At 45.7% G+C, this 26,406-nt stretch carries 29 protein-coding genes and 1 tRNA gene; 3 read left to right on the top strand and 27 right to left on the bottom strand.

All coding sequences use genetic code 11. The features are described 5' to 3' along the window. Positions 1-143: 143 nt before the first annotated feature. A complete protein-coding gene (locus tag AC58P7_RS29870; protein ID WP_497349536.1) occupies positions 144-1,373 on the bottom strand; it encodes a S1C family serine protease in 1,230 nt (409 codons plus the stop codon). Positions 1,374-1,588: 215 nt separating this feature from the next. On the opposite strand from AC58P7_RS29870, the gene AC58P7_RS29865 reads away from it, so the two are divergent. Further along, positions 1,589-1,798 (top strand): hypothetical protein, encoded by a 210-nt coding sequence (locus AC58P7_RS29865; protein WP_497349534.1) that lies wholly within the window; start codon positions 1,589-1,591, stop codon positions 1,796-1,798. On the opposite strand, the gene AC58P7_RS29860 is transcribed toward AC58P7_RS29865, so the two are convergent. From AC58P7_RS29860 to rpsF, 16 genes are all read right to left on the bottom strand, one after another. Continuing rightward, on the bottom strand, positions 1,767-2,567 hold the full coding sequence (locus AC58P7_RS29860) for an MBL fold metallo-hydrolase (RefSeq protein ID WP_497349532.1): 801 nt from the start codon (positions 2,565-2,567) through the stop codon (positions 1,767-1,769). The two genes, AC58P7_RS29865 and AC58P7_RS29860, sit on opposite strands and share 32 nt — an antisense overlap. A 48-nt stretch (positions 2,568-2,615) precedes the next feature. Then, complete coding sequence (yycI, locus tag AC58P7_RS29855) at positions 2,616-3,440, bottom strand: two-component system regulatory protein YycI (protein WP_497349530.1); 825 nt, start codon at positions 3,438-3,440, stop codon at positions 2,616-2,618. A gap of 30 nt (positions 3,441-3,470) precedes the next feature. Further along, complete coding sequence (locus tag AC58P7_RS29850; protein WP_497349528.1) at positions 3,471-4,760, bottom strand: YycH family regulatory protein; 1,290 nt, start codon at positions 4,758-4,760, stop codon at positions 3,471-3,473. Continuing rightward, on the bottom strand, positions 4,757-6,592 hold the full coding sequence (gene walK / locus AC58P7_RS29845; RefSeq protein ID WP_497349526.1) for a cell wall metabolism sensor histidine kinase WalK: 1,836 nt from the start codon (positions 6,590-6,592) through the stop codon (positions 4,757-4,759). The genes AC58P7_RS29850 and walK overlap by 4 nt, the downstream gene beginning before the upstream one ends. A 2-nt stretch (positions 6,593-6,594) precedes the next feature. Next, on the bottom strand, positions 6,595-7,314 hold the full coding sequence (gene yycF / locus AC58P7_RS29840) for a response regulator YycF (RefSeq protein WP_497244977.1): 720 nt from the start codon (positions 7,312-7,314) through the stop codon (positions 6,595-6,597). Between the two features lie 181 nt (positions 7,315-7,495). Next, positions 7,496-9,040: a peptidoglycan DD-metalloendopeptidase family protein gene (locus AC58P7_RS29835; RefSeq protein ID WP_497349524.1), complete on the bottom strand. Its 1,545-nt coding sequence runs from the start codon at positions 9,038-9,040 to the stop codon at positions 7,496-7,498. 349 nt (positions 9,041-9,389) lie between these two features. Next, positions 9,390-10,061: a hypothetical protein gene (locus AC58P7_RS29830; RefSeq protein WP_497349522.1), complete on the bottom strand. Its 672-nt coding sequence runs from the start codon at positions 10,059-10,061 to the stop codon at positions 9,390-9,392. 153 nt (positions 10,062-10,214) lie between these two features. Continuing rightward, complete coding sequence (locus tag AC58P7_RS29825) at positions 10,215-11,501, bottom strand: adenylosuccinate synthase (protein ID WP_497349520.1); 1,287 nt, start codon at positions 11,499-11,501, stop codon at positions 10,215-10,217. A gap of 563 nt (positions 11,502-12,064) precedes the next feature. After that, entirely contained in the window at positions 12,065-13,426 is a 1,362-nt protein-coding gene (dnaB, locus tag AC58P7_RS29820; RefSeq protein ID WP_497349518.1) for a replicative DNA helicase, read from the bottom strand. A 126-nt stretch (positions 13,427-13,552) separates the two neighbouring features. Further along, positions 13,553-14,002: a 50S ribosomal protein L9 gene (rplI, locus tag AC58P7_RS29815; protein WP_065851200.1), complete on the bottom strand. Its 450-nt coding sequence runs from the start codon at positions 14,000-14,002 to the stop codon at positions 13,553-13,555. Further along, positions 13,999-15,960, bottom strand: a complete 1,962-nt coding sequence (locus AC58P7_RS29810) for a DHH family phosphoesterase (protein ID WP_497349516.1) — start codon at positions 15,958-15,960, stop codon at positions 13,999-14,001. The genes rplI and AC58P7_RS29810 overlap by 4 nt, the downstream gene beginning before the upstream one ends. An 18-nt stretch (positions 15,961-15,978) precedes the next feature. Further along, positions 15,979-16,893, bottom strand: a complete 915-nt coding sequence (locus tag AC58P7_RS29805; RefSeq protein ID WP_497349514.1) for a DUF2232 domain-containing protein — start codon at positions 16,891-16,893, stop codon at positions 15,979-15,981. A 6-nt stretch (positions 16,894-16,899) separates the two neighbouring features. Continuing rightward, positions 16,900-17,211, bottom strand: coding sequence for a MazG-like family protein (locus tag AC58P7_RS29800; RefSeq protein WP_497349512.1), 312 nt, complete (start codon positions 17,209-17,211; stop codon positions 16,900-16,902). 151 nt (positions 17,212-17,362) lie between these two features. Next, positions 17,363-17,650 (bottom strand): 30S ribosomal protein S18, encoded by a 288-nt coding sequence (rpsR, locus tag AC58P7_RS29795; RefSeq protein ID WP_028557221.1) that lies wholly within the window; start codon positions 17,648-17,650, stop codon positions 17,363-17,365. A gap of 25 nt (positions 17,651-17,675) precedes the next feature. Further along, the gene (ssb, locus tag AC58P7_RS29790; RefSeq protein ID WP_171636291.1) at positions 17,676-18,164 is read right to left on the bottom strand and encodes a single-stranded DNA-binding protein; all 489 of its coding nucleotides are present in this window, start codon (positions 18,162-18,164) and stop codon (positions 17,676-17,678) included. 34 nt (positions 18,165-18,198) lie between these two features. After that, entirely contained in the window at positions 18,199-18,486 is a 288-nt protein-coding gene (rpsF, locus tag AC58P7_RS29785) for a 30S ribosomal protein S6 (protein WP_028557223.1), read from the bottom strand. A 243-nt stretch (positions 18,487-18,729) separates the two neighbouring features. On the opposite strand from rpsF, the gene AC58P7_RS29780 reads away from it, so the two are divergent. Continuing rightward, the gene (locus AC58P7_RS29780) at positions 18,730-18,921 is read left to right on the top strand and encodes a YjzC family protein (protein WP_497349510.1); all 192 of its coding nucleotides are present in this window, start codon (positions 18,730-18,732) and stop codon (positions 18,919-18,921) included. Positions 18,922-19,038: 117 nt separating this feature from the next. On the opposite strand, the gene AC58P7_RS29775 is transcribed toward AC58P7_RS29780, so the two are convergent. From AC58P7_RS29775 to AC58P7_RS29755, 5 genes are all read right to left on the bottom strand, one after another. After that, positions 19,039-19,473 carry a hypothetical protein gene (locus tag AC58P7_RS29775; protein ID WP_497349508.1) on the bottom strand — a complete coding sequence of 145 codons (435 nt, stop codon included), beginning with the start codon at positions 19,471-19,473 and terminating at the stop codon, positions 19,039-19,041. 155 nt (positions 19,474-19,628) lie between these two features. Further along, positions 19,629-19,716, bottom strand: a tRNA-Ser gene (locus tag AC58P7_RS29770). Between the two features lie 76 nt (positions 19,717-19,792). Further along, on the bottom strand, positions 19,793-20,020 hold the full coding sequence (locus AC58P7_RS29765) for a DUF951 domain-containing protein (RefSeq protein WP_497349506.1): 228 nt from the start codon (positions 20,018-20,020) through the stop codon (positions 19,793-19,795). 1 nt (position 20,021) lies between these two features. Next, on the bottom strand, positions 20,022-20,909 hold the full coding sequence (locus AC58P7_RS29760; RefSeq protein WP_497349504.1) for a mechanosensitive ion channel family protein: 888 nt from the start codon (positions 20,907-20,909) through the stop codon (positions 20,022-20,024). A gap of 12 nt (positions 20,910-20,921) precedes the next feature. Then, positions 20,922-21,164, bottom strand: coding sequence for a putative Se/S carrier protein (locus AC58P7_RS29755; RefSeq protein WP_497349502.1), 243 nt, complete (start codon positions 21,162-21,164; stop codon positions 20,922-20,924). A gap of 96 nt (positions 21,165-21,260) precedes the next feature. On the opposite strand from AC58P7_RS29755, the gene yyaC reads away from it, so the two are divergent. Continuing rightward, positions 21,261-21,884, top strand: a complete 624-nt coding sequence (gene yyaC / locus AC58P7_RS29750; protein WP_497349500.1) for a spore protease YyaC — start codon at positions 21,261-21,263, stop codon at positions 21,882-21,884. Here the strand turns inward: yyaC and AC58P7_RS29745 are convergent. The 5 genes from AC58P7_RS29745 to noc form a co-directional block, all read right to left on the bottom strand. After that, the gene (locus AC58P7_RS29745; RefSeq protein ID WP_497349498.1) at positions 21,859-22,350 is read right to left on the bottom strand and encodes a DUF4446 family protein; all 492 of its coding nucleotides are present in this window, start codon (positions 22,348-22,350) and stop codon (positions 21,859-21,861) included. The two genes, yyaC and AC58P7_RS29745, sit on opposite strands and share 26 nt — an antisense overlap. Positions 22,351-22,365: 15 nt before the next feature. Beyond that, positions 22,366-23,526, bottom strand: coding sequence for an aminotransferase class V-fold PLP-dependent enzyme (locus tag AC58P7_RS29740; RefSeq protein WP_497349496.1), 1,161 nt, complete (start codon positions 23,524-23,526; stop codon positions 22,366-22,368). 202 nt (positions 23,527-23,728) lie between these two features. Then, complete coding sequence (locus tag AC58P7_RS29735) at positions 23,729-24,601, bottom strand: ParB/RepB/Spo0J family partition protein (protein ID WP_497349494.1); 873 nt, start codon at positions 24,599-24,601, stop codon at positions 23,729-23,731. Then, positions 24,598-25,356, bottom strand: a complete 759-nt coding sequence (locus AC58P7_RS29730; RefSeq protein WP_056622827.1) for a ParA family protein — start codon at positions 25,354-25,356, stop codon at positions 24,598-24,600. The genes AC58P7_RS29735 and AC58P7_RS29730 overlap by 4 nt, the downstream gene beginning before the upstream one ends. 164 nt (positions 25,357-25,520) lie before the next feature. Continuing rightward, positions 25,521-26,336 carry a nucleoid occlusion protein gene (noc, locus tag AC58P7_RS29725; RefSeq protein WP_497349492.1) on the bottom strand — a complete coding sequence of 272 codons (816 nt, stop codon included), beginning with the start codon at positions 26,334-26,336 and terminating at the stop codon, positions 25,521-25,523. Between the last annotated feature and the right edge of the window lie 70 nt (positions 26,337-26,406).

The following is a 26,406-nucleotide window of genomic DNA, read 5'->3' as shown; positions in this document are numbered from 1 at the left end:
ACGGTTCTGTAGATTTTTATCTATCACTTGATCTTGTAACTTGATCCTGATCTGATCTTTTCTTTCGATTCTCTTTTGATGTTGACCCGATCTTTTCACTCGATCTTGACCTTCTATTTCCTCTTTACACTAACTCGTCCCTACTACTTATCCGTCGCCTCCACCAGCGTCAGTACCGTCGTCAGTTTCTTCCCGCCGCGATAGTACACCACGTTGATCTTATCGCCGATCTTCTTCTCGTTGTAGAGATACTTCCGCAAGGAGATCGTGCTATCAATCTTGCGATCATCCAGCTGTACGATCACATCCTGCGCCTTCAGTCCCGCTTCCTTCGCAGGTCCTGAGACGTCGAAGACGATAACTCCAGTTTTAACATCTGCAGGAAGCTTTAATACATCCGTCCCTTTAAAAGCTTGCAGCTCCTGCGTCGACACCCCAATTAACGGCCGTTTCACTTTGTGGTCCTTAATGAGACTATCAATAATCGGTTTCACACTATTAATCGGAATTGCAAAGCCCAAGCCTTCCACACCGGTGTCGGCAATCTTCATCGAATTGATGCCGATTACTTTGCCCTCGATATTAACAAGCGGTCCCCCGCTGTTGCCTTGGTTGATCGCGGCATCCGTCTGGATGACGTCCATTTCCCAGTCATAATCGGTGCCTTCACGTGAAAGCGAGACTGGTATGGTCCGTTTCGGTGAAGAAACGATGCCTTGCGTCACGGTTGGTGAGAAGCCAAGTCCAAGTGGATTACCTACGGCAATCGCCATTTCGCCAGCGCGCAGCGTTTCAGAGTCCCCGAATTCGGCGAGTACTTTAACGTCTTTACCATCCGCCTCCAGCACAGCCAAATCTGTAATCCGGTCACGGCCGACCAATGTTGCCTTGCGATGCTCGCCTTCGAAATTCACGATTTCGAACTGATTCCCATTCTCCACAACGTGGCTATTCGTCACGATGCGAACTTTATCCCCGCTCCGTGCGAACATCACACCGGATCCGATGCCAATGCCCGTTTCTTGCCCAGCATCATCCTTCTTGGAGGAGATCACACTAACAACGGCTGGCTTTATTTTGTCCGTCGCCGCAACAACGGAGTCATTGCTATTCATGGGATGTACATCGGCTTTGGCCACCACAGGAATCGCAAGTTCCTTCCCTGTTGAATCACTACCTCCAATAGCGTGAACAATCCCTACCACAACAAGCATTCCTAAGGCCCCGACGAACCCTGCGATGAGGGCGACATACCGTCTTCGACCAGCAAAGCTCGTAAAACTTGTGAAATTCCCTGTCCTTTTGGGACGCCATACCGGCTCGCGCTTTCTGGGCCTTTTGGTCGAATAAAAATCATCATCAAACAAACTCATTTCAGGTCCCTCCTCGCTGACAGGGCTAACGCTGCACTCGCTTTGGTTTATTTCAATCAACGGATGGTTAGGAGCCATCTTGCGATTGGTATTTTGCAAATAATAGGAATGTTTCGCTCGCTTCTTGCCTACAATAATAGTAAACCAAATCTCTTACCGAATTACTAGAGTGTTTAGAAACTTTACTAGAACATTATCTAAAGGAGAATGCCACGATGAACCGTATTCCTTCCCATTTTGAAGAAATTAATATGATTGGTAAGCTAGCTGACCTCAAGGATAGCCACTATCACCAGTCCCTCGTCCTCTCATCTCTCATTCAAGTGTTAATTGATAAAGGTCTTGTCACCGCGCAAGAAATTCAGCTCAAGTCGCAAGAACTCGACGCTGCACTTACTCCGAATCCAATACATCCCATTTCGTAGAACGGTCAAAATACGTATCCATCAGCCGCAGCTGTTTCGCCTCGGGGGCCCGCTCTTGTACGATATTATTCACGGTCAGCCTGGCCAAATCCATTAAGTTATGATCACGGCTAAGGTGCGCCATATAAACAGATTTCGTCTTATTCGTCATGATATCACAGAGCGCTTCCCCTGCGGCTTCGTTGGATAAATGTCCCTTGTCACCGAGAATGCGTCGCTTAATGCTCCACGGGTAATGCCCCACGCGCAGCATGTCCACATCATGGTTCGTCTCTAGGACCAGGCTATCTGAATCCGAAATCTTTTCCTTTACCTTTTCACTCATATACCCTAGATCCGTCACCACGCTTAACTTTTGATCCCCTTCATAAAAGACGTACCCCACCGGCTCCGCCGCATCATGCGAGATTCCGAAGGATTCCACCTTCAACGCGCCGAACTCCTCTACGCCACCGGTATCCATCACACGCTTATTACCTTCGGCGATCACGCCAATTTGGCGATCTAACTCCACCCACGTCTTCTCATTCGCGTATATCGGCACATCATATTTCCGTGCGAACGCACCGAGTCCTTTGATATGATCGGAATGCTCGTGTGTGACGAGAATGCCATCAATACTGCTCGCCGCGAGCTCCCGCTCCTTCATTAACAGCTCCATCTTCTTCGCACTAAAGCCTACGTCGATCAGCAGCTTAACCTCACCGTTATCTACGACCGTTGCATTCCCCGTAGAACCACTTGATAACACCGTAAATCGAATTCCCATCTTCCCTGCTCCTCTATGCCTACCTGTGTGCCAGTTGGTTACTCGTTGTTATTTCTTAGTCGTGTTCTTATCACCTGGTGCTGGAGAAGCTGTTGAAGCTCCTCCACCTCCTTCGGTGCCAAATGGCGCAAGCTCAGACCCATTTTGCGGCGACTCCACCGCGCCATTGAACGCTTGCACATAATACACATATCCGTTATCGATCGTAATCCGCCACTGCGGAAACATCGGCTGTGTTTGCGAATTATAAGGTTGTCCGTGATACCCCAAGCGAACCTCGGTAATAATCGAGCCATCGCTTAAATAATTGTCCACTAAGCTGCGAACCGCTAATTGGGCCGAAATCAACTTCTGCTCCGTCTGTTCTACTTCTGATTCTACTTCAACGAAAGCTTGACGGTAACTGGTAATTTCTCCATTTTTCTCATTGAGCTCGACTGTCACATCAAAAAGTGGAATCTTCCCATACAATTGGGAGAACACATAAATACCGTTTCGGCTTATGACCGAATCCAGTTGATACATCCCGAAGTTTGGAATTTCCGAAAGTGACTGAACTTCCTTACTAGCTCCTTTGCCGAGCAGCGTGCTCATGTAGAGTGGCGTTTTCAGCGTCTTCTCCTCACCAGGCTTAATGTTATCATCGTATTTGACCGAGATGACCTTCAACTTCGGCGGATCCGTAGGCAGCTCGTCTGTAAGACGAATATTTTTATTGCGGAGTGCACGATTCAAATCCTCTACATTACTCGATGCCTCCGATGAAATCTCCGTCTTATTTGAACGATTGGTGGACCACAGCTGGAAGCCGAGAATCATATTCAACAGTAAAAAAGAAGCAATCAAAATCGTCTTGGCCCTACTCCAATTCATAATCTCACCAACCCTTCCCTGACATCTTGTCTATTCAATAAAATCATACGTACCATCACGCAGCTCCAGTGCCCACGCACTCGTTAAGGTTAACGTTTTATCTGAGATAACGGGACGATACGCTGGGAAAATAGAAACAATACTGGATCGACGTTGGTAATACTGCAATCTTTCTTCTACAGCCTCACCCGACATCAACTCATTCTCGCGACGTTGTCCCGACTTCAGATCAGGGATTACCATTGATCTCTCGAAACCTGAAATGACGCCCTTCTGCACTAGCATTTTCATCATACCAAAACCTTCAGGCTGCGCCGTTACAATCGGCAGTGACTCATAATACTGGCGGAATGTAAACGTCTGATTGTCCAACAGCTGCTTCTGTGGTGTGCGAGACACCATATATTTCCCATCCCAACCGATATGCTGATTGATAAATTTAATGCCTGCCAGCAAATCATCCAATACCTCTGTTTTGCTAGCCGCAGGCGCTACCGGATCGGAATACGTGACCCACCGTTGATCTCGATTGAGCTGGAAGCCGCGTTTGCTATCGGTGTAGATCTCCGAACCATCGCGCTCTCTCAGATAACGTGTAATACCTGGATCCACGAACAAGCTTTGCTTCAGCTGGTCCGCCGTAAGCTGCGTATACGTGAACGTATAGCTAGGCAAATGTAATGGCTTCAATGGCAGATAGTAATCGCCGCTATTTGTTGTTTTATATAAGTTAGTCGGTTCCCCATAAGCAACGAAATTCTCTACGTCCTTACTCGTAAAATCCGCCCCGATGACCTCATACCCAACACCTGGCGAATCCGTGAAAAAGAACGCACGAACCTCATCATTTGTCCCCTTGGAGTAAATCCAAATTTTCGTGATTTTATCGTTATCAACAGGGATTTCTCCCTCGATTCGGAACAACTGTTGTAAGATCGTAAACGGTATCCCATCGCGGAATCGAATCTCCACACCAAGCTGCTTGGTACGGACTTCTTCCCAGTTCACATTGACGAGGTACATCGACGTTTTGCGAAAACCTCTGAAGCTCCGTTGTTTAATATTATCTAGCAATCGGGTGTAGTAGTAATTGTTCGGATAAAGCACGGAGTGCTGTTGATTGCCCAAGTGAATGATGAGCTGATCCGGAAAAAGCATATCCGCCAGCTCCGATTGCTTACCCAGCGTCTCGGTCTGAACATAATTGCTCTGTTGAATCGGCTCTATCTTCGGCGGGCTGTAGGAGGCGAGAATAAAGCTCTGATACAAGCTCGTTCCAATCAATAGGACAAGAAAGATCGATTTCAAACTCTCAATCATACCCCATCCTCCTCTTCCTGCTGAATCGGCAGCGTAAATAGGACACGTGTTCCTTGTCCCAGTTCGGACTCTAGCGCAATCGTTCCTCCGTGCGCTTTCACTATTTCCCGGGCAATGGACAGGCCGAGGCCTGTGCCTCCCATGTTGCGAGAGCGTGCTTTATCTACCCGATAGAAGCGATCGAAAATACGGGAAAGATCCTTCTTCGGAATTCCCATGCCGTTATCTTGAACGGATATTTCCAGCATCTCTTTCTCTATCTTGCGCGCCTCCAACCGAATGGTTCCCTCATCACCGGTATATTTAATCGCATTGGATACTAAATTATCGAGCACCTGATCAATTTTATCACGATCCAGCAGCAAGCTCGTTACGCCATGTTCCACGTGTAATACAATTTGAATTTTCCGTTGCTGCAGCTGAAAAGAAAACCGATCCGCAACCTCTTCCAACATTTCGCTTACGAGCGTCGAGGACTTGCTCATCATGGATTGCTTCGAATCCAACCGCGATAAGTGCAACAGATCCGTCACCAAGCGGATCATTCGCTCGGTTTCGCTCCGCGTCACGTTAATGAAGCGCGATGCGAGCTGCGGCTCCTCGATCGCTCCGTCATCGAGCGCTTCGAGGTAGCTCTTAATCGTCGTCAGCGGCGTACGCAGCTCATGAGAGACGTTCGCCACGAACTCTCGCCGCGCTTGCTCCAGCTTCTCCTGATCCGTTACGTCCTGCAGCACCGCAATGATCCCGTGCTGGCCCTCACCCCGGCGGTGAATGGGTGTGAACGTGATACGAACCGACAGCTGCTCATCCTCATCGTCAGGCAGCTGAATGTCCAACAGCGTCGTATTCACTTGTCCAGTAACTAAGGCACGAATCGTATCTAGGGGAATCCCTATTACCTCAGAAATATCCAAGCCTAGTGTCGTTACCTCTTCCACTTGCAGGATCTGCTTCGCCCGACGATTCAGTACGATCACCTGACCGCGATCATCGGTTGCGATGACACCATCATTCATATTCGTCAGAATCGAAGCAAGCTTCTCCTTCTCTTCTTCATTGAGCGAGAGTGCCTCTTTCAGCCGATTCATCATGAAATTAAAGGTCTGCCCCAGCTGGCCAATCTCATCGGTTCCTTGAATGACAACCTGTTGATCGAAGTTCCCCTCCGCTACAGCCGTCGCCTGTCTCGTAATCTCTTTAATTGGGTTTGTTATCGTGCTCGTTAAAAGGACGCCAAGAAGCGCCGTTAATCCCAAGGCAATCAACGTACCCGAGATGAGAATACGGTTAATCGAGCGAATCGTCTTATAGACGTCTTCCATAGAAGCAATAATGTAAACCGCTCCTAAGACACGTACCCCGCTACCCACCGGTTTGGCGATAATCACCTTCCGGTATCCATCCTCATCTGTGAAAATCCGCTGATTATCCTTAATCCCTTGCAGGGCACGAATAACCTCCGGCTGTGTATTTTTTTGCTTCAAATGGCTCGCAACCGACGTGCTGATCACATTACCATTTGCATCAATGATTTGAATTTCTGCGTTATTAATGGAGAAAAGATTGCTAACGAATTCATTTAAATCAGCATACGTCTTCTTACCCTCGGTTGCATTCTTGCTGTCCTGATCACCCGTCAAATACGATTCAACGAAACCAGCAAGCAACGTCACCTGACTATTGCGCGACGCTAAGAAATCGTTCTTGAAGTAAGTTTCTACCGTTTTATAGAAATAAACGCCAATCAACTGCATCGCAATGAGGATCAGCAGGACATAGATAATAATTAGCTTCGCTTGAATCGATTGAAAGAAGCGGATGCCCTTCATGCTTAGAAGCCTCCGGCTTTAGGACTGCGCATCAAATATCCAAGACCCCTGCGCGTCATGATATATTCCGGACGGCTTGGATCCGTCTCCAGCTTCTCGCGCAGACGGCGAATCGTCACATCGACGGTCCGTACGTCGCCGAAATATTCAAAGCCCCACACCGCTTGCAGCAGGTGCTCGCGCGTCATCACTTTGCCTGAGTTTTTGGCCAAATATTGAATAAGCTCGAACTCCCGATGTGTGAGGTCAAGGGGTGTTCCATCCTTGTAGACCATGTACATGTCGTTATCGATGAACAACGCATGAATGCGCATCCCATTCCGCTGCGCTTCCGGCTCATTCGTTGCCGATTGCACCTTCGTCTGTCTGCGCAGATGTGCCTTAACACGGGCTAGCAGCTCTCTCGTGCCGAACGGCTTCGTTACATAGTCGTCTGCGCCCATCTCTAAGCCCAGAACCTTGTCCAGCTCCGTATCCTTCGCTGTCAACATAATGATCGGCGTATTGAGCTTAGAGCGCACCTCACGGCACACATCCATGCCATCCTTCACAGGCAGCATGAGATCCAGTAGAATCAAGTCTGGTTGCTCCGAGAACGCTAGCTCGACAGCGCTTCCGCCATCGTACGCACAGATCACCTGATAGCCTTCTTTCTCCAGGTTAAACTTCAAAATATCTGCAATTGGTTGTTCGTCATCCACCACGAGAATTTTCCCAAACATGTGACCACCGCCTACTATAAAGTAACTGGCACTGCAAGGCCCTAACGAGCGAAGCTGCCAGAGTTAGATCCACTTTACAACCAGTAATTTCCTTCATACACTTCTTTATTTTAACATACATTGAAGAGAAAAGAGACAAGGCCCCCCGAGTTGTCCGGAATGGCCTTGCCTCAATCTTTTTTCACCGATTTAAATATTTCAAAGGATTTTCTAAGTTACCGCTGCTGTGAATTTCAAAATGCAAATGCACACCAGTGGAGTCCCCTGTGCTCCCCATAATTCCGATCTTATCGCCTTTTTCGACGATGGTGCCTGACTTCGCAATGATTTGGCTCAAATGGCCGTATAGCGTTTCATAACCATTTAAATGATTAATAATAATATAATTGCCGTAATCGGATTTGTAACCTGTTTCGACGACTCTGCCATTATCCGCAGCCATGATATTCTGGTTACCTACAATGTCGATGCCTTTATGTAGCTTGCCCCAACGATAACCGAATGTACTTGTGATACTAGGCGTAATCACGGGCCACGCGAACTTCCCGGTACCTTCACCCTTAATGACCTTGGTTCCTTTTTTCACTCTAGCGGCAACCGGTTGATCAACGATTTCTTCATTGACTACCTGCTCTTCGGTCAATAAACCATCGACCTTCGTCACTTGAATCGTTACTTTCTTGAGACCATTCTTCCCTGGTGAAATCGGTTGGACCACGCCTAAACGCATCGAATCGTCTTTCACATACTCGGTATCGTACTGAATCTCCTGATTCTTCACGATCTTCTCCGTCGTTTTCACAGAAAGGGTTGGCTTCAGCACGGTAACATCCAATTGATTGCCGATCTTGAGCTTATCGTCTTGAAGACCTGGATTGTTATCATAAATGAATTGCTTCGTGATGCCTAATTTCTTCGCAATACAGGATACACAATCGCCTTCGACAACCGTGTATTTGGAAGGTGCAACATTGCCGGTTTGCAAAATCTTCACAACATCCTCAGGCTTTGCTAATTCTGAAGGTTCGATTGGAACTTCCTCTTTATCGACCTTTTGAACGAACTCCACCTTCTCAAGCTCGGATGGTGCTGTAGATATATCCTCACCTACACCAGTAGATAAGGCAGCTACTTTATCATTGTTCTTCCCTTTTGGTGTAAATGGTTCGCTGACTTGGCTAAGTATGAGATCGGCTGTTGCCTGATCCTTCACAATCGCTATCGTCTTGCCATCTACTTTCAGTGCAACACCCACGGGTTGCGGTACGAGCAGCTGATCCAACGAGGAAATAACAGCAGAATCATCCGTTTTCACGTTGTAAGCCCTTTCAGACGTATAGGTGATTCCGTCTGTTTTAAGCACGACATGAACATTTGGAAAATTCTTCTGTACATCTAACGGTTTGTTTTGCTTATATTCATCAATTATCTTATTGTCGCTCACGATACCTATTTCTTGATTGTTAAGCATCACATGGTACACATTGTCCATGCCCGCTTCTACATAATGATGTCCGGTGAACGTAATCGCTCCCGTAAGTGCAATGGCACCTACGCCTAGTGCAAGAGACCATTTATGTCGTTTGATTACCGTTAGTGTCGTTGGTGTCGTAACTTCGTCTAGCTGCTTGTCTGATAATGATTCATTTCCGGTCAAGCTTTCTCGCTTAGGCGTGAATCTCTTAATGAGATCCATGACAAAACGCATTCCCCTGAAACCTGTCATGATCTTCTCCCTTTGAACGGTTTTGCATCCGTGGAGTAGCTACTCAGATGCAATTACCTGAGTAGTTACTCCGTAGATACATAAATAAACCTTGATTAGACATAATATCCATTATGTTGTCTTTCTTTTGTTAAATTTAACACACTTTCTGTGCCTATTTCAACAAAATACTCGATCACCATGTGATAGATTCGTGTCCACTACCAAAAGAAGTCGCTTTTAGCACCTATTTTTGTTCGAAATCCCAATAGCCTTATTCACATTTTACAATAAATGGCGAAAAGGCATGAAACTTAGCAGGGAAGCGGCGGCATTTGCAAGATTCATTTGTCAGCAACTTCCCATAAAGCTAGTATTTATTCAAAATATCGGTTAATTGTGACAGCTCTTTCTCGCTTAAATACTTTTCGAGTGTCTTATTTACTTGCTCAAGCTCTTGCGTTGTAATCCCGTCTTCTAGGATCGCGGAAAGCGTCTGCATCTCAGATTGAGGCAGCTTAGCAACAACAAGTGAGAAAATTTTCATTTTATCATCACTCGAGAGCGCTTCTTTCTTTTTCGCAAAATCCTCTGTGGACATGACAAGCTCCTTCTTCTCGCTCTCCTCCGTTCGAGCGCTTCCCATTACGGCTATCGCATCGTCTTGGTTGCCTGTAGATGTGCTTACACCGCCTGACGAACTAATACCGCCAACAGGTTGTTGATCCTTCGGATTTGGACTTGAACTCGGGCTTGGAAAGGCCCCTGACGGGTTGGGACTAGGAGTTGGCGACACAGCCACGGGGTTTCCCCCTAGTGCGGCCTGCTTCCCCCCGTCTTTCCCCTTAACTATATTCAGCTCTTCCGCCAATCTTGACGCAAATTCACCAAATTGAATCTTTTTACCCATCGCAGGTAGCTGATATTGTCGAAATATATCCTCCACGTACATGTTTACGACATACCACGTTGTAAACATCGTAATTGATGTAATAAGGACGGTACTTATGACGATTTTACTTAACCAAGTTAACAGTTTCATTCGCTTTGCTTCACTCCTAACATGACTTACGCATCGATATATGCTCCTCCCTTCAGTATGGACGAAAACATTGCCATTATATCCCTCTATGCAAAAAGAAAAATCCTCTAAGCTGCTGAACAGCCTAGAGGATCGTATATGTTCTTTATGATTTTACGCGTAAATCGGACGAACCAAATTCGTTTGTTCACGGTTACGACCTACGGAGAAGATCGCGATCGGGATACCAGTCAGCTGAGATACACGCTCAACGTAATGTCTTGCATTCTCAGGAAGATCACTCAACGTGCGCGCTTCAGAAACGTCTTCTGTCCAGCCTGGAAGCTCTTCGTACACCGCTTCGCACTCGGAGATAGCTTTCAAGCTCGCTGGGTAGTGCTCGATCAACTCACCACGGTACATGTAGCCTGTGCAAATTTTGACCGTTTCTAGACCTGTTAGAACGTCGATGGAGTTCAAGGACAAGCCCGTGATGCCGCTGACGCGTCTTGCGTGACGCACAACAACACTGTCGAACCAGCCTACACGACGAGGACGACCTGTTACCGTACCGTATTCAAAACCTTTTTCACGAATCCAAGCGCCGATTTCATTGTCCAATTCCGTTGGGAACGGGCCATCGCCGACACGTGTTGTATAAGCTTTAGCTACACCGATGATGTTGTGGATTTTCGTTGGGCCTACCCCTGAACCGATACAAACACCACCAGCTGTTGGGTTTGAAGAAGTGACATACGGGTATGTCCCTTGGTCGATATCCAACATAACGCCTTGCGCGCCTTCGAACAACACTCTGCGGCCTTGGTCGATATATTCATTCAGGATCACAGATGTATCCTTCACGTAAGGGCGAATGATTTCTGCATAGGCCAGGTACTCTTTGAGGATTGGCTCCACATCAAGACCTTTCGAACCGTAGACTTGCTCGATCAATACGTTTTTCTCAGCAACAATGCGACGCAGCTTCAATTCGAACTCTTCTGCATCCATCAAATCAGCGATACGAATACCGTTACGCGCTGCTTTATCCATATAACAAGGGCCAATCCCTTTGCGGGTCGTACCGATTTTGCTATCACCTTTACGATCTTCTTCCAGACCGTCAAGCACCAAATGATACGGCATAATCACATGCGCGCGATCACTGATATTTAGGTTCGTTGTTGTAAAACCATTATCATGAATGTAATTAATTTCTTCAATGAGTGCAGCCGGATTAATAACCATTCCATTCCCGATTACACAAGCCTTATCTCTGTAAAAGATACCGGAAGGAATCATCGTCAGCTTATATTTCTTCCCGCTAATAATGATCGTGTGGCCTGCATTGTTACCACCTTGATAACGTGCAACAACCTCAGCAGATTCCGCTAAGAAATCCGTGATTTTACCTTTTCCTTCATCTCCCCATTGCGTACCGACAACAACAACCGTTGACATATGCACTTACCTCCGTACGGTGACTAGTCACCCATAATGAGCCGTTATGGCTGTAAGACCACAGAGGAAAGTTGGACTTCATTAAAGCGCTAAAGCGTTCAGCGTCCATTGCACTTTCCCTCTGGCGATTCTGGTGATGCAACTACCTCTATTCACTGCTGCACACAGCAACAGATTAGAGAGCTAACTCTCACTTACTCACCGCAAAGGAATATCTGGTCTCTTCGGCAGTAATCTGCAGGAAGGAAACCTACCCTTCGGCATGAAAAAACGACCTTATTTCGAGTTACCTGCTTGAAGCCGGCTTTTCGATCAAGGTTTTTTCACCGTCTTTAGTTTAGCAGTCCCCCATGCCAAAGTCAATGAAAAACGAACGATTATAGGGGTGTCTGTATAATTGTTCGGAAATTACGCCAACTATTTCGTTGCTGCCGCTAAAAGAAGAAAAACCTCTGGCTTTGCCCTGCTATCATGGTATTCATTTCTCCCTAAGATGCCTCTCGGAGGCTGATTTTATGTCTATCGGTTGAAATATCTATGTATTTGATGCAAAAAAACAGCCGTCAATGCCCGGCTGCTTCTTGATGACTACGATCCATATTCACGAATTTATTGAATTGCTTCAGGAAAGCCAGCTCAACGGTGCCTACGGGACCATTCCGCTGTTTGGCAATGATAATCTCGATGATATTCTTCTTCTCGGATTCTTTATCGTAGTAATCATCCCGGTATAAGAATGCTACGATGTCGGCATCTTGCTCAATGGATCCCGATTCCCGAAGGTCAGACATCATCGGACGCTTGTCCTGACGCTGCTCAACGCCCCGGCTCAGCTGCGAGAGCGCGATGACTGGTACATTCAGCTCACGGGCAATTTGTTTCAGCGTACGGGAGATCTCAGAGACCTCCTGCTGACGGTTGTCACCCTTGCCGCGGCCGGCAATCAGCTGGAGGTAGTCGATGAGGATCATCCCGAGCCCCTTCTCCTGCTGCAAACGGCGACACTTCGCGCGAATATCCGCGACGGTAATCGAAGGTGAATCATCGATGTAGATGTTCGCCTCGGACAGGGCACCGATCGCCATGGTCAGCTTCTCCCAGTCGTCGCCTTCGAGATAACCCGTCCGCATACGGTTCGCATCGACATTAGCCTCTGCGCAGATCATACGTTGTACGAGCTGCGCAGCACCCATCTCGAGCGAGAAGATCGCGACGGTCTCTTTAGCCCGGACGCCGACATTCTGCGCCACGTTCAGTGCGAACGCGGTCTTACCGACAGAAGGTCGGGCGGCCAGGATGACAAGGTCTGAGCGCTGGAAGCCAGACGTCATCTTATCGAGGTCAATGAAGCCCGATGGGATTCCCGTTGACCCGCCCTTGTTCGAGTAGAGCTGCTCGACCTTCTCGAACACTTCCATGAGCACGTCGCGAATGACGACGAAGCCGCTGGAGCTGCGGCGCTGTGAGATCTCGAGGATCTTCGCCTCCGCCTCACTGAGCATCGACCCGACATCATCCTCATTGGCGTAGCCATTGGTGACGATCTGGGTCGCTGTCCGGATCAAACGGCGAAGCATCGATTTCTCCTCGACGATTGCCGCGTAATAGTCGATATTGGCTGCGGTAGGCACCGCGTTCGCCAGCTCGGACAAATACGTCACGCCGCCGATTTCTTCAAGCTGCTGCTTGTTTTGGAGAAGTGCCGTCAATGTAATCAGATCGACTGGCTCTTGATCTTCGGCTAGTTCAACGATCGCCTCGAATATCCGTTGATGCGTACCGCGATAGAAGTCATCGCTGGATATCCGCTCCATCGCAGTAATTAAGGCTTCACCGTTAATCAGAATCGCACCTAGGACGGCTTGCTCGGCTTCTATATTTTGAGGCGGTACACGATCCATAAACATATTATCTCCATTGCTCATGCTACTGTACCCGCCCTTCATCTTCATAGTTTAATAGATTTGTGTTTACAAGAGAGAAGAGCCCCAGATTGGGACTCTTGTTCTCTTCTAACTGTTATAAGGTCTTCCGATTTATTTACCCAGAGCTTACTTCTCTTCTGTCACTTGAACGTTCAAGCTTGCCGTAACTTCCGCATGCAGCTTAACGGGAACCTTCGTTACACCTAGTGTACGAATGGGCTCTTCCAATACAATTTTGCGCTTATCGATCACAATCTTATATTGCTTCTCAAGCACTTCTGCGATTTGTTTACTAGGAATCGCTCCGAATAAACGTCCACCCTCGCCAGATTTCGCTTTAATTTGAACCGTCATTTCACCAAGCTTCTCGCCCAATGCCTGCGCGTCCGCTTTCTCTTGATCCTTGCGGCGCTGCTCAGCTTTCTTCTGGTTATCCAGCACCTTCACGGTGCCCTGTGTAGCTGGAGCAGCAAGTCCTTGCGCGATTAGGAAATTTTGCGCATATCCCTCGGATACTTCTTTCACTTCGCCCTTCTTACCTTGGCCTTTAACGTCTTTGAGTAAAATTACTTTCATTCGAAAAGTCCCTCCTCTTCCTGCATATCGGCTAGTACTTGTTTTAAGCGATTCGTTGCTTCCTCTAATGTACAATCCGTCTGTGTGGCTGCATTAGTTAAATGCCCGCCCCCGCCTAGACGTTCCATGACCACTTGAACGTTCATTTGACCCAGCGATCTCGCGCTAATTCCAATTAATCCGTCCGGTCGTTCGGCAATTACGAAGGAAGCCATAATATTCGTCATATTTAACAATGTATCAGCAACTTGCGCAATCATCAACTGAGAATATTTGCGTGATGGCTCAGCAACTGCCAATGCGATATGATCATAAATCGTTTCTGTGTGTTTAATAATCTCGGCACGCTCAATATAAGAATCAAGATCTTCCTTCAGCAGCTTCTGAATGAGGGCAGAGTCTGCCCCATTGCGTCGCAAGTACGACGCTGCTTCGAAGGTTCTTGCTCCCGTCCGAAGGCTGAAGCTCTTCGTGTCAACAACAATGCCCGCCAACAGCATCGTAGCCTCCAGTACCTCCATCGATAACTTCTCGTTGATATACTGCAGCAGCTCGGTCACCAGCTCACACGTAGAGGACGCGTACGGCTCCATATAGACGAGCGTAGCATCATGGATGAACTCCTCACTCCTACGGTGATGATCGACCACTACGACCCTGTGAGTCAGCTGTAGCAGCTTAGGCTCAGCGACCATGGAAGCTTTGTGCGTATCAACAACTACCGCTAGCGAACGCTGTGTCGTAATCTGCATACCCTGCTCCGGTGTAATAAACCAGCGGTGCAGTCGTTCGTCAGCCGAAATCGTCTCCATCACCTTCTGAATGGCAGGATTCACGCCCTCCAGCACGATGTAGCCTTCTTTGCCGACAACCTGTACAGCTTTGAGCACACCAATCGCCGCGCCAATCGAGTCCATATCTGCAAAGCGATGACCCATGATAATAACCTTATCGCTGTCCTTCATCAGATCACGCAGCGCATGCGAGATCACTCTGGCTCTAACGCGTGTACGCTTCTCGACCGCATTCGTTCTCCCACCGTAGAAAGATAAGCGCTGCCCGACCTTCACCGTCACCTGATCACCGCCGCGGCCAAGTGACATATCCAGTCCCATTTGTGCCATTTGCCCAAGCTCCGTCAGTTGTTCAGCCCCTGATGCAATGCCAATACTAAGTGTTAATGGCAATTTGTTCTCAATCGTTAGGTCACGAACATCATCCAGGAGCTCAAAGCGTGTTTGTTCCAGTTGGCGCAATGCCTTCTGATCCATCAGAATCAGAAAACGATCTGACGATGTCCGGCGTAGATACAGCTGATGCTTTTGGGCCCACTCGGTAATCTCACCCGTGACCTTGGCCAGCATAATGCTGCGCGTTTGATCATCCAGCCCCTGCGTCGCTTCCTCCAAATTATCCATCATGACAATACCAATCGCCGTTTTGCTATCTTCGTATTTCTTCGCCAAGAGCGCTTGCTCCGTAATTTCACGTAGATAGAGGAGTCTCTCCTCGGGTTTGGACCAGACTTGATAAATAAATTGGCCTACTTGTAACTCCATTTTATCGCTTTTGTCTTTCTTATTTTTGAGATCAGGGAAATACTCAAAGAGCGACTCACCAATCACCGAGTCATTACCTAGCATTTTCGCTACAAAAGGATTGTGCCACTCAATGCGTTTCTCTTCATTATATAAAATAATGCCGATAGGCAGGCCGCTCATGACTTCATTGCCGGCTTTTTTCACCCTATGGGTTATGGTTCCGACGTACGTATTCAATTCTCGACGAAAAGCGGTCTCCGCTTGCAGCGTATAATACGCCATCACTCCGCAGAGTAAGAAAGCCGTTAGGCCCAGCCACCATTTGAACATATATATAATGGCTGTCAAGGCGATGAGCAGCATGAACATCCACACGATATGTTGACCGTGCCACCGCTTCAAAAGGAACTTCGGCATTCGAACTAGCTCCTAATCCTATAAATTTTTCTTGAACCGTTCACGGATTGGAAACGCAACATCAAATACCCCTAATAAGCTGTAAACAATAAAGAGTGGCGGCATGAAAACTAGGATAATAATGGCCACGATCGGCAGGATGGGCTTCCACTTATTCGAATGAGTCACAAAGAATAGAAATCCTATCGCTTGAATTGCGAAAACAAGCATCAACAGCGGCATCGCATTCATGAGAAGCGTGGAAATGAGTGAACTCGAGTCGGGCTTCGTGAATAAATCTAGGACAAACGCCACTAAATAAATCCAAACCAGTGATCTTTGCAGCATCCATTCCCTCATCGGTCGCAGACCTGGGATACCTTCACCTGATTTGTTCAAAAACCAGCGCGTTACGCCGTGCGTCACGAAGGTTAAGAACAACGCCATGAAGATCAAATACAGCGGGATGACCTGCACAATGAATCCAACGTACCAGTCTTGATCTTTCGGTAAAATCTCCTGAATGCTTTGCGGCATGGTTGCGATACTATCTATCATGAATTGCTTGAACTTAGCAACCGGGTTAAGACCTACAGCAAAGCTTAAAACTAAACTTAACAACGACTCTGCTAGTATAGTAACGATTCCCGCGGTCAGAACAGACCTTGCTGCCGCTTTACGTTTATACAAATTCCCCATCACTACCACGGGTGGCAAAATAAACAACGAAATCGTGATCAAATATAGGCCTACCCATTGTGTAAGTATGTAAATAACGAGCAGACTGAGCACATAGCTTACTACGAAGCGCTTCGTACTTGATTTGACATATAACATAAGCACTGGCACCAATAGAAAACTACATGTAAAAATAATAAATGGCGTCATCAGCGATAGCAACGAAATAATCGTTACCGCGCTCCAGATGACAGTTTGCCAACTTCGATTCCCCAACCGGGCTCACCTCTTACGTAAATGTTCTTCGAGCGATGAAATGTCGCCGTACCAATCCTCAAGTTGATGGCCCTCTTGGCGGTGCTTCTTCATTTTCTCAACAATAGCTTCGTCCAAACTGCGATAAGAAATCCCCAGTCTTCTGCCTAAAATGTAACTGCTCGAAATCAAACTGGCCAATCCATCGACCATCTTCGCATGACTACCTTCCCACATGCCTTTGAGCAGATGAGCTACATGATCTACGACTTCTGTTTTGAGCCACTCAATGACTTTGGCCCGTCTGGCTAGGTCAACATCTTTCTCCCTATTCAGCAACCGTCATCTCTCCTCATCTCACCAGAACGATATTGATTAATTATACCACAAAAAGGTACTAGAAAAGAAAGCCTCAACATCGGTATTCGATCATTAGCTTACAGGCATACAAAAAAGACAGCCGTTTGACCAGCTGCCTTTTTGATAAAACCTATTCCGTTGTGTAAGGAAGCAACGCGATTGTACGGGAGCGTTTGATCGCAATCGTCAAAGCACGTTGGTACTTAGCGGAAGTACCAGTTACACGTCTAGGAAGAATCTTCCCGCGCTCACTGATGAACTTTTTAAGAGTCTCGATATCTTTATAATCAATATGCTTGATTTTGTTTACTGTGAAGTAACAAACCTTACGGCGTTTACCTTTACCGCCTTTGCCACGAGGAGCAAATTTGCGATCAGCACGGTCATCACCATTGTTGTCTCTTTTTTGGAAAGCCATTGTGTCTCTTCAGTCCTTTCTACGTTTAGAATGGCAAATCATCATCGGAAATATCGATCGGTTTTCCGTCATCTATGAAAGGATCCTGCTGCTCGCGCGATCCACCGCCACGATTGCTGCTTCCGCTTCCGCCGCCGTAGCCTGCATTCGCGTTTGCATTAGATGATCCGCCCTCTTCGCGATTCCCGCCGCCGCTAGATTCAAGGAAGCGTACATTATCGGCAATAATTTCGGTCACGTAAACACGTTTTCCTTCATTGTTGTCGTAGTTCCGCACTTGAATGCGCCCTTCAACTGCTGTTAAACGACCTTTACGCAAGTAGTTCGCGCATGTTTCGGCAAGCTGCCTCCACGTGACGATATTGATAAAGTCCGCTTCACGTTCTTTCGAGCCACCGCTCGTGAAAGGACGGTCCACAGCAAGCGTGAATTGGGTAACTGCTACCCCAGCTGGTGTATAACGAAGTTCTGGATCTCTGGTCAATCGACCGATAAGAATGACACGGTTCAACATGGAACAACCCTCCTGACGAAAATACTGGCATTGATTAAGCTACGTCGTTTACGATTAAGTGACGAATAACTTCGTCCGAAATCTTAAGTACGCGATCAAGTTCAGTTACAACAGCAGGTTCTGCGTTGAAGTGTACAAGCACGTAGTGCCCGTCACGGAACTTCTTGATCTCATACGCAAGACGGCGTTTACCCATCAGGTCATGTTTGGAGATTTCTCCCCCACCGTTCGTGATGATGCCTTGAAATTTTTCTACCGTAGATTGAACAACTTCTTGCTCAACGTCAGTACGAATGATGTACATCAATTCATATTTGCGCATGTATTTCACCTCCTTTTGGACTAAGCGGCTCCTATTCAAACTTGCTAGGCAAGCGAAGGAGCAAGGAGCGAGGATTCGTATTCAAAACTCGCACCTGAATACTATAGCAAATCATGCGGCAAATTACAAGTTTTTATCACATGATTCGGCAGGAGGAAGCTGGAAGCCCGTTAGGTACATGCTTCATCCCTTCCAGGGCAATCATAACTATGATCGTTATTCTTATGAAGAGGTGATTCAATCGTGGGTGAATGGACACATTTTAATGAAGGCGACCATGTTCCTAACGACGGCGAATATATGGAGATTGGCGAAAATGCCTTCCATATGGGGATTAACAATCCCAAGACGGTTACCCTGAGAAAAGGCGACACCTTCCCGGCAACGAGCAATCATAATCGCAAATGGCATAAAAAAGGCGGCAAGCGTCAGTAACTTCTTTTAAATTGAACACTAGAATGAACACCTCTCGCTTTTTTATTGAGGGGTGTTCATTCTATCTACACAATATCTACCTCAACTCACATTTAAAACTCTACATATAATTAATATTTACTTCCGATACACATTTTTCTCTGAAATCTTTCCGTCCGCAAAATAGACGAACTTCGCATAATACCCAGGTTGATTTGAGATAGCAAATTCATACGATTGTTTCCCATTCTCATCTTTTACTAGCTTACCTTTCGAACCGGTTTCCTTGACCAAATCATCATAGGTGCTCGTCATTGAAATTTTCTCCACTTGCTCTTTTGTAATTGTTGAGGTTACCTCTGCTGTTCCTCCATTTGTACCAGCCTTCGGCGTTTGTGTTGGTGTTGATGTTACAGTCACAGCCCCTGTAGCGCTCGTAGGCGTCGCAGAAGCCCCAGACGAGGGTGAAACGGCCATACCTGCTGTTGGACTAGCTACACTGGTATTATCCTTCTTCGAGCAGCCTGAAGCGACTACAGCAACCATCATGAGAACGATCATCCATGCTTTCATCATTTTGACCTCCTTGAACATTAATTTCATAACCCAACTGGTAGTTTGCCTTACTTGGGTATCTTTATCCCTTTTTTTCATATGATCCTAGAAATACAAAAAGCCGCCTATACCCATTACGGATACAAACGGCTTTCATCTTTTGTGTTCTAGTACGGAAAGAGTGGGAGTCGAACCCACGCACGCCTCGCGACGCCTAACTGATTTCGAGTCAGCCCCCTTGGACCACTTGGGTACCTTTCCAAGAAAATGAGAACAGGACTTATTGTATCAAAAAAGTCTGTCTCTCGCAAGTGTTTTGCTAATTTTATTGGAAAAGCTAGCTCGTCTCTTCGTCTATTACGACATCTGTCACAGCATTGCTACGCAATATTTTTTTAAGCTTGCTTTCGAACTTCGTTCTTGGCACCAGGACGCTGTGCTTACAGCCTACGCACTTGATCCGAATATCCATGCCCATTCGAATAATTTCCATTTCATTCGTTCCGCATGGATGGGGCTTTTTCATCTGTACGACATCGCCAAGTTGGTATTCCTTCTTCTCCATCTTAGTTCCCCTCCACCTTTTCCTGTTTAACGTAGGTCACGACTTTCGGATATGGAATTTCAATGCCATTCGCATCCAAATGCTTTTTAATTTCTGCGTTCAGAATCCGTCCGACTTCTCCCTGTGTGTTAGGCTTACATTCCGCGATAACGCGAATTTTGAGTTCGGAATTACCGATCACTTGTACGCCGAGAACTTCTGGTGTTTTTACCATATTCTCAGTGCGTTCATGAACGTGTGTAACAATTTCCCGCAACAAGTCCATCGCACGATCAATGTCGGCGTCATAGGCAATTGATACATCAACGACTGCAATTGAATTGTAGGTTGAGAAGTTCGTCACTTGTTTAATGTTGCCGTTCGGGATGATGTGAACCTCGCCGGTCCAACTTTTGATCCGAGTCACGCGAATGCCTATTTCCTCTACGGTCCCTTTGAACTGATCAATTTGAATCACATCGCCAACCCCGAATTGATCCTCGAAAATGATAAAGAACCCCGTAATAACATCCTTCACCAAACTCTGTGCTCCGAAACCTATGGCTAGACCGAGAACGCCCGCTCCAGCGAGTAAAGGTCCTAAATTCAAACCAACTTGACCCAAGATCAACATAATAGCAACTAGATTGACCGTATACGCGATAAGATTATGTATGAGAATAGATATCGTATTCGATCTTCGTCTATCAATCTTGAGTGGTGACTTCTCTCTCGCTATCACCATATGAGCAATCGTTTTATCCGCAATTTTAATGATAATTCTAGCAATGATATAAATAAGTGCTATTTTGATAATGATCCAGAATACCGAGGCAATGATCTCAGGTTTACTGATATGTTCACGAATCCATTGCATCAAATCATTGAAATAATGTGTTTCAAAAGACACTAGCAAACCTCCTTAATTTTCTACTATGGTACCATATCCATCTTCTTTTTTAAAATAGATTCCGCGAATTTCCACGTTCTCGCTCTCTATAATCTCTTGAACTTGAACAAGATCTGCTCCAGGAAATTCAATAGAAAGGGCGCATCCCGCTGTAATCTCTTTCGGCGTAGGCCTGATATCTATCTCAATATCGGCGTACTCTAGCAGCATTTCGGCTCGTAGTGCCTGTTGTGTAGAATCAAAAGCTAGCAACATGATAGAAAATTCCAGAGAAAGCTCTCCTCTCTACGTATAAATGTACCTCTCTCTCCATATACTAGTAAAAAAGATTTACTACTTTGGAGGGATATCATGAAATTCCATTTTGGATTCGATGCCGATAAAACCCCAGTGCAAGAACCTTTGAAAATTCAACATACCGATTCTAATACACCTTATCTTCTCGCCAAGCATTTGCAAACGATTTTCAGTAAACTACCAACCTATCAACCTATCGTTGTGATCTGCGTCGGAACGGATCGTTCAACCGGGGATGCACTCGGACCCTTAGTTGGCTCCCATTTGAATCGAACCACTTCGCTTCGCAATCTTCACCTCTTTGGCACCTTGGATGAGCCTGTCCATGCGATGAATTTAGCCGAAACGGTTGATACAATTCATAAGCAATTCCAGAACCCCTTTATCGTTGCGGTAGATGCATGTTTAGGTCAAGTTGCTAGCGTTGGCTGTATTCAAGTTGCGCATGGTCCGCTCAAACCAGGTGCTGGTGTCAATAAAGACCTGCCTCCAGTTGGTGATATTCATGTCACGGGGATCGTGAACGTTGGCGGCTTCATGGAATATTTCGTTTTGCAAAATACGCGACTAAGCCTCGTTATGAACATGGCTACTGTCATTGGCGATGCTCTCTATGCTGCGATCAGACGCACCCAATCATTTGCACCGAGTGCTACGACTGCTTTAAAGTTTGAGTAATCGTCTCTTTCTCTTCCGGACTTAATGTGTAGCTGGATTGTCCTTTGGCAATAGGCTTTGCATATACATACATTTGCTCTCTACTATGTATCCCTGTGAGGATCACGCCATCCTGCTCTTCATTTAGCAGAGCCATTGAGAAGCTTAAATCACTCCCGCCTTCATTGAAGGCATTGTAACGGCGAATACCAATATTGGATGTCATTTTCATCATCGCTTGACGAATAGTAGTGATACTGGCTGAAGCCTTAACGGATTCAGCTTTTTGCTCGTTCAATGCGTTCTGCATCTCGATCAGCAGCTGCTCCATATTATCGGCACTAGAACCATTGATCATCCGTGTATATCGTTTTCGAAGTGAAGATAATCGAATTGAAATAATAATCACATAAATAAACAAAACTAGTATGAATGCGAAGCAAATGATCATCACATATTCTGCATTCAAGCCAAACAGTTCCCCCATGCCCAATCCCTCTTTCTACTTTGCATATTGCGCTTGAATCTCTCTTACGGCTTCAATCAATGCTGTCACTTCTTCATCCGTTGTAAAATAACCGATGCTCGCCCGAACGGCTCCCTTAGCCAAGGTCCCTGCGATTTCATGAGCAAGCGGCGTACAATGATAGCCAGCTCGTACGGCGATTTGGAAGGACTGATCGAGTATGAAGGCAACTTCCGATGAATCCACATCCCGAATGTTAAAGGATACGATTCCTGTTTTATTTTGTCCAAGCTTTGGCCCTAGAATCGTAACCCCTTCAATTCCCAGTAGCCCTTCCATTAATTGTTGCGTATGTGCCCATTCTTTCTCGTGAATCTTAGCCACGGTTTCGGCAAGCACGAATTTCACGCCTTCATTCAGCCCAGCGATACCGACTGTGTTCTGGGTCCCTGCTTCATAGCGGTCAGGACGTACCGTTGGCTGATGGATCGCTTCTGACTGACTGCCCGTTCCTCCATGCAGCAACGGCTCCAAATCAATGTCCGGATGGATGTATAGGCCACCCGTCCCTTGAGGCCCTAGGAGCCCCTTGTGGCCAGGAAAAGCAAGCATATCGATATTCATATCTGCTATATGAATAGGCAGTATACCGGCGCTCTGAGCCGCGTCTACGAGCAGCTTTGCCCCGTGATTCCTACAGATCTCTCCGATATCTCCAATCGGCATGATCGTGCCGAGAAGATTCGAACTGTGATTGACTACAACGAGCGTTGTATTCGGACGAAGCGCTTCTTTCAGATCGTCTAATTGCATATTCCCTTGCTCATCGTGTTGTAAATATGTAAGTTCTACACCGGCTGATGCCTTCAAATATTCAAGGGGCCTTCTTACCGAATTATGTTCAACATTGGTACATATCACATGATCTCCAGGCTTTACGAATCCTTTGATCGCCTGATTTAGTGCGTGTGTCGTATTTAGCGCAAATGAAATATCGTTTGGATTTCTAACCCCGAATAATTTCGCAAGGTTTTTTCTCGTTTCAAATAATGCCCGGCTTGCCTTCACTGCCATCTGATGGCTGCCTCTGCCTGGATTGGCTGCATACTCCTGCATGCATTGCATCATCGCATCCATCACGGTTGGTGGCTTCGGCCACGAGGAAGCCGCTTGATCGAAATACATAACACCCTTCATATTATCAGCCCCTTATGAGAAAATTTCTATCGCTACCACGCAATGCTGAGCGACCGCTTTTCAAAAAATAGACTTCGTCACCAATAGAAAAGTTTAAGATTCCGGTAACTGATCTCTTATGCTTTTTTATGTGGTCACAAATATAGCATACCTTAGTTTGTTCTTTCTGCTCGAAAGAAAAACATAGGTATGCTAGCAATTTTTAAGAGATTTTACCTTGCAACAACTCTAGCAGTCGGTTGAGATCGTCCTTCGAGTAATAGAGTAACTCGATCTTCCCTTTGTCCTGCTGGCTTTTAATTTTTACCGACGTCCGATATATATCTCGCAATTGCTCTTCTGCCTGACTAATATACGGATCTTTATTTTTTTCTTTTTGTTTCACCTTTTCTTTCTCAGGACCAGGCGGTTCTTCTATCATTTTAATTGCTTCTTCAAGCTCTCTAACACTCCATTGTTTAGAGATCGTTGATTCCGCTAATTCTTTTTTAATCTTGTCATCTTTCACACCAACAATCGCTCTTGCGTGACCCATAGATAATGTTCCACGTGAAACATATTGCTTGATGGCTTCCGGTAGAGAAAGCAATCGAAGGAAGTTTGCAATGTGTGATCTACTCTTTCCAACCTTGGCTGACAGTTCTTCTTGCGTTAGCGAGAATTGATCTATAATCCCTTGATAAGCAAATGCTATCTCCAATGCGTTTAGATCCTCACGCTGTACGTTTTCAATTAAAGCAATTTCCATGACTTGCTGATCAGATAAAACTCTTTCAACAGCTGGAATGGTTGGTGTTCCTGCAACTTGAGATGCGCGGAAGCGACGCTCACCCGCAATAATTTCGTAGCCCTTTAGAACCTTACGAACAATAATTGGCTGAATAACGCCATGTTCTTTGATCGATTCTGAAAGTTCTTTAATGCTATCTTCGTTAAAATGCTTTCTAGGCTGATACGGATTCGCTCTTAGCTGAGCAAGAGGAATTTGAATGACCTTATCACTATCATCAATATGCAAGGATGTAATTAACGCATCTAATCCTTTACCTAAACCTTTAGAAAGGCCTTTGGTCATACTGAGATCACTTCCTTAGCAAGTTCTAAATACACTTCTGCGCCCTTTGATCTAGGATCGTACGTAATAATGGATTGACCATGACTCGGCGCTTCACTTAGACGTACATTACGAGGAATAATTGTTTGATATACCTTCGTTTGGAAGTACTTCTTAACTTCTTCAATAACCTGAATACCAAGGTTCGTTCTCGCATCAAACATCGTCAATAGTACGCCTTCAATTTGAAGTCCTGTATTCAGATGTTTTTGAACCAATCGTACGGTATTCAACAACTGACTTAGACCTTCTAAGGCGTAATATTCACATTGAATAGGGATAATTACGGAATCAGCAGCGGTTAAGGAGTTAATAGTTAAAAGGCCAAGTGACGGAGGGCAATCTATCAAAATGTAATCATATAAGTGTTTGACAAGTTGAAGTGACTTCTTCAATCTAACTTCTCTTGAAATGGTAGGGACCAATTCAATTTCTGCTCCAGCCAGTTGAATTGTTGCAGGAACAATTTTAAGGTTTGGAACATTCGTTTCAACCGTTGCATCCTTCGGATGAACATCATTAATCAGTACATCATAGATGCAATTTGTAACATCAGCTTTGTTGACACCAATACCACTCGTCGTGTTCCCCTGTGGGTCGATATCGACCAGAAGAACTCTTTTACCAAGCGAAGCTAATGAAGCGCCTAGATTCACAGAAGTCGTCGTCTTGCCGACGCCACCCTTCTGATTCGTTATTGCAATAATTTTAGACAAAACCATTTCACCTCAATCGCTTATGTTCCAAAATGCTATTTAACAAGCAGTAGTACTATCTTACCATATCTATCAACTAGTTACCTTATCAATATTTGATAGTTTCATGCCATTAGATGCAAAAAAAACGGCTTGCGCCGTTTTAGGTAGCAAAAATGCCTAAATTATCGCTTAGGAATCTTAATTATAATTTCGTAATGATCCTCATGATCTTGTTCAGAAGTATTAATATGTAAGCCCGAACTTGAAACCATTTCAACCGATTGTCGGATCGTATTCAGAGCAAGCCTTACATCCTTCGTAAAAGAAACTCGACGCGTCTTCTTAATCTTTGCTGCTTCTTTTAGGAAACTTATTTTAATTTCGGTTTGTTTCACATTTAATTCTTTCGTGATGATTTCTTCTAGCAATTTCACTTGTTGTTCTTCTTGATCGAGAGCTAGAAGAGCTCGTGCATGACGCTCCGTGATCTTACGTTCCATCAAAGCCATTTTAACCGGCTCACTCAATTGAAGAAGTCGAATTTTATTCGCAATCGTAGATTGACTCTTACCTAGACGCTGAGCAAGGCTCTCTTGCGTAAGATCATGCATTTCTATCAACTGATGATAGGCAGCAGCCTCTTCAATTGCAGTAAGACCTTCGCGCTGTAAATTTTCGATAAGCGCAATAGATGCCGCTTGAGAATCATTAAAATCGCGTACAATTGCAGGTATTGTATCGAGGCCTAATTTCTTAACTGCACGCAAACGACGTTCGCCTGCAATCAATTCAAATGTATTATTTTTGACTCGAACAACGATGGGCTGAATAATACCATGTGTACGAATGGTTTGACATAGTTCATCAATTCGATCATCATCGAATAGCGTTCTTGGCTGATAGGGACTTGGAATAATACTATTTACGGGTATGTTTTTGACCTCATCCGTCGTCGAACGATCTGCAAGGCCAAATAGCTTCGATATTTGTTCTTTCATAGGAAAACTTACCACCAACTCTTCCCGTAGTTTAAGCGATCAGTACAGTTACAATAAACGGCTACATCGT

This window comes from Paenibacillus sp. J22FR5 (assembly GCF_059691975.1).
Note: the sequence above shows the minus strand (reverse complement) of the source record. Positions and strands in the feature narration are given on the sequence as shown.

Coding starts and splice junctions, on each gene's coding strand:
- AC58P7_RS29870 (WP_497349536.1), bottom strand. CDS start 1,373: ATGAGTTTGTTTGATGATGATTTTTATTCGACCAAAAGGCCCAGAAAG.
- AC58P7_RS29865 (WP_497349534.1), top strand. CDS start 1,589: ATGAACCGTATTCCTTCCCATTTTGAAGAAATTAATATGATTGGTAAG.
- AC58P7_RS29860 (WP_497349532.1), bottom strand. CDS start 2,567: ATGGGAATTCGATTTACGGTGTTATCAAGTGGTTCTACGGGGAATGCA.
- yycI (WP_497349530.1), bottom strand. CDS start 3,440: ATGAATTGGAGTAGGGCCAAGACGATTTTGATTGCTTCTTTTTTACTG.
- AC58P7_RS29850 (WP_497349528.1), bottom strand. CDS start 4,760: ATGATTGAGAGTTTGAAATCGATCTTTCTTGTCCTATTGATTGGAACG.
- walK (WP_497349526.1), bottom strand. CDS start 6,592: ATGAAGGGCATCCGCTTCTTTCAATCGATTCAAGCGAAGCTAATTATT.
- yycF (WP_497244977.1), bottom strand. CDS start 7,314: ATGTTTGGGAAAATTCTCGTGGTGGATGACGAACAACCAATTGCAGAT.
- AC58P7_RS29835 (WP_497349524.1), bottom strand. CDS start 9,040: ATGACAGGTTTCAGGGGAATGCGTTTTGTCATGGATCTCATTAAGAGA.
- AC58P7_RS29830 (WP_497349522.1), bottom strand. CDS start 10,061: ATGAAACTGTTAACTTGGTTAAGTAAAATCGTCATAAGTACCGTCCTT.
- AC58P7_RS29825 (WP_497349520.1), bottom strand. CDS start 11,501: ATGTCAACGGTTGTTGTTGTCGGTACGCAATGGGGAGATGAAGGAAAA.
- dnaB (WP_497349518.1), bottom strand. CDS start 13,426: ATGAGCAATGGAGATAATATGTTTATGGATCGTGTACCGCCTCAAAAT.
- rplI (WP_065851200.1), bottom strand. CDS start 14,002: ATGAAAGTAATTTTACTCAAAGACGTTAAAGGCCAAGGTAAGAAGGGC.
- AC58P7_RS29810 (WP_497349516.1), bottom strand. CDS start 15,960: ATGCCGAAGTTCCTTTTGAAGCGGTGGCACGGTCAACATATCGTGTGG.
- rpsR (WP_028557221.1), bottom strand. CDS start 17,650: ATGGCTTTCCAAAAAAGAGACAACAATGGTGATGACCGTGCTGATCGC.
- ssb (WP_171636291.1), bottom strand. CDS start 18,164: ATGTTGAACCGTGTCATTCTTATCGGTCGATTGACCAGAGATCCAGAA.
- rpsF (WP_028557223.1), bottom strand. CDS start 18,486: ATGCGCAAATATGAATTGATGTACATCATTCGTACTGACGTTGAGCAA.
- AC58P7_RS29775 (WP_497349508.1), bottom strand. CDS start 19,473: ATGAAAGCATGGATGATCGTTCTCATGATGGTTGCTGTAGTCGCTTCA.
- AC58P7_RS29765 (WP_497349506.1), bottom strand. CDS start 20,020: ATGGAGAAGAAGGAATACCAACTTGGCGATGTCGTACAGATGAAAAAG.
- AC58P7_RS29755 (WP_497349502.1), bottom strand. CDS start 21,164: ATGTTGCTAGCTTTTGATTCTACACAACAGGCACTACGAGCCGAAATG.
- yyaC (WP_497349500.1), top strand. CDS start 21,261: ATGAAATTCCATTTTGGATTCGATGCCGATAAAACCCCAGTGCAAGAA.
- AC58P7_RS29745 (WP_497349498.1), bottom strand. CDS start 22,350: ATGGGGGAACTGTTTGGCTTGAATGCAGAATATGTGATGATCATTTGC.
- AC58P7_RS29740 (WP_497349496.1), bottom strand. CDS start 23,526: ATGAAGGGTGTTATGTATTTCGATCAAGCGGCTTCCTCGTGGCCGAAG.
- AC58P7_RS29735 (WP_497349494.1), bottom strand. CDS start 24,601: ATGACCAAAGGCCTTTCTAAAGGTTTAGGTAAAGGATTAGATGCGTTA.
- noc (WP_497349492.1), bottom strand. CDS start 26,336: ATGAAAGAACAAATATCGAAGCTATTTGGCCTTGCAGATCGTTCGACG.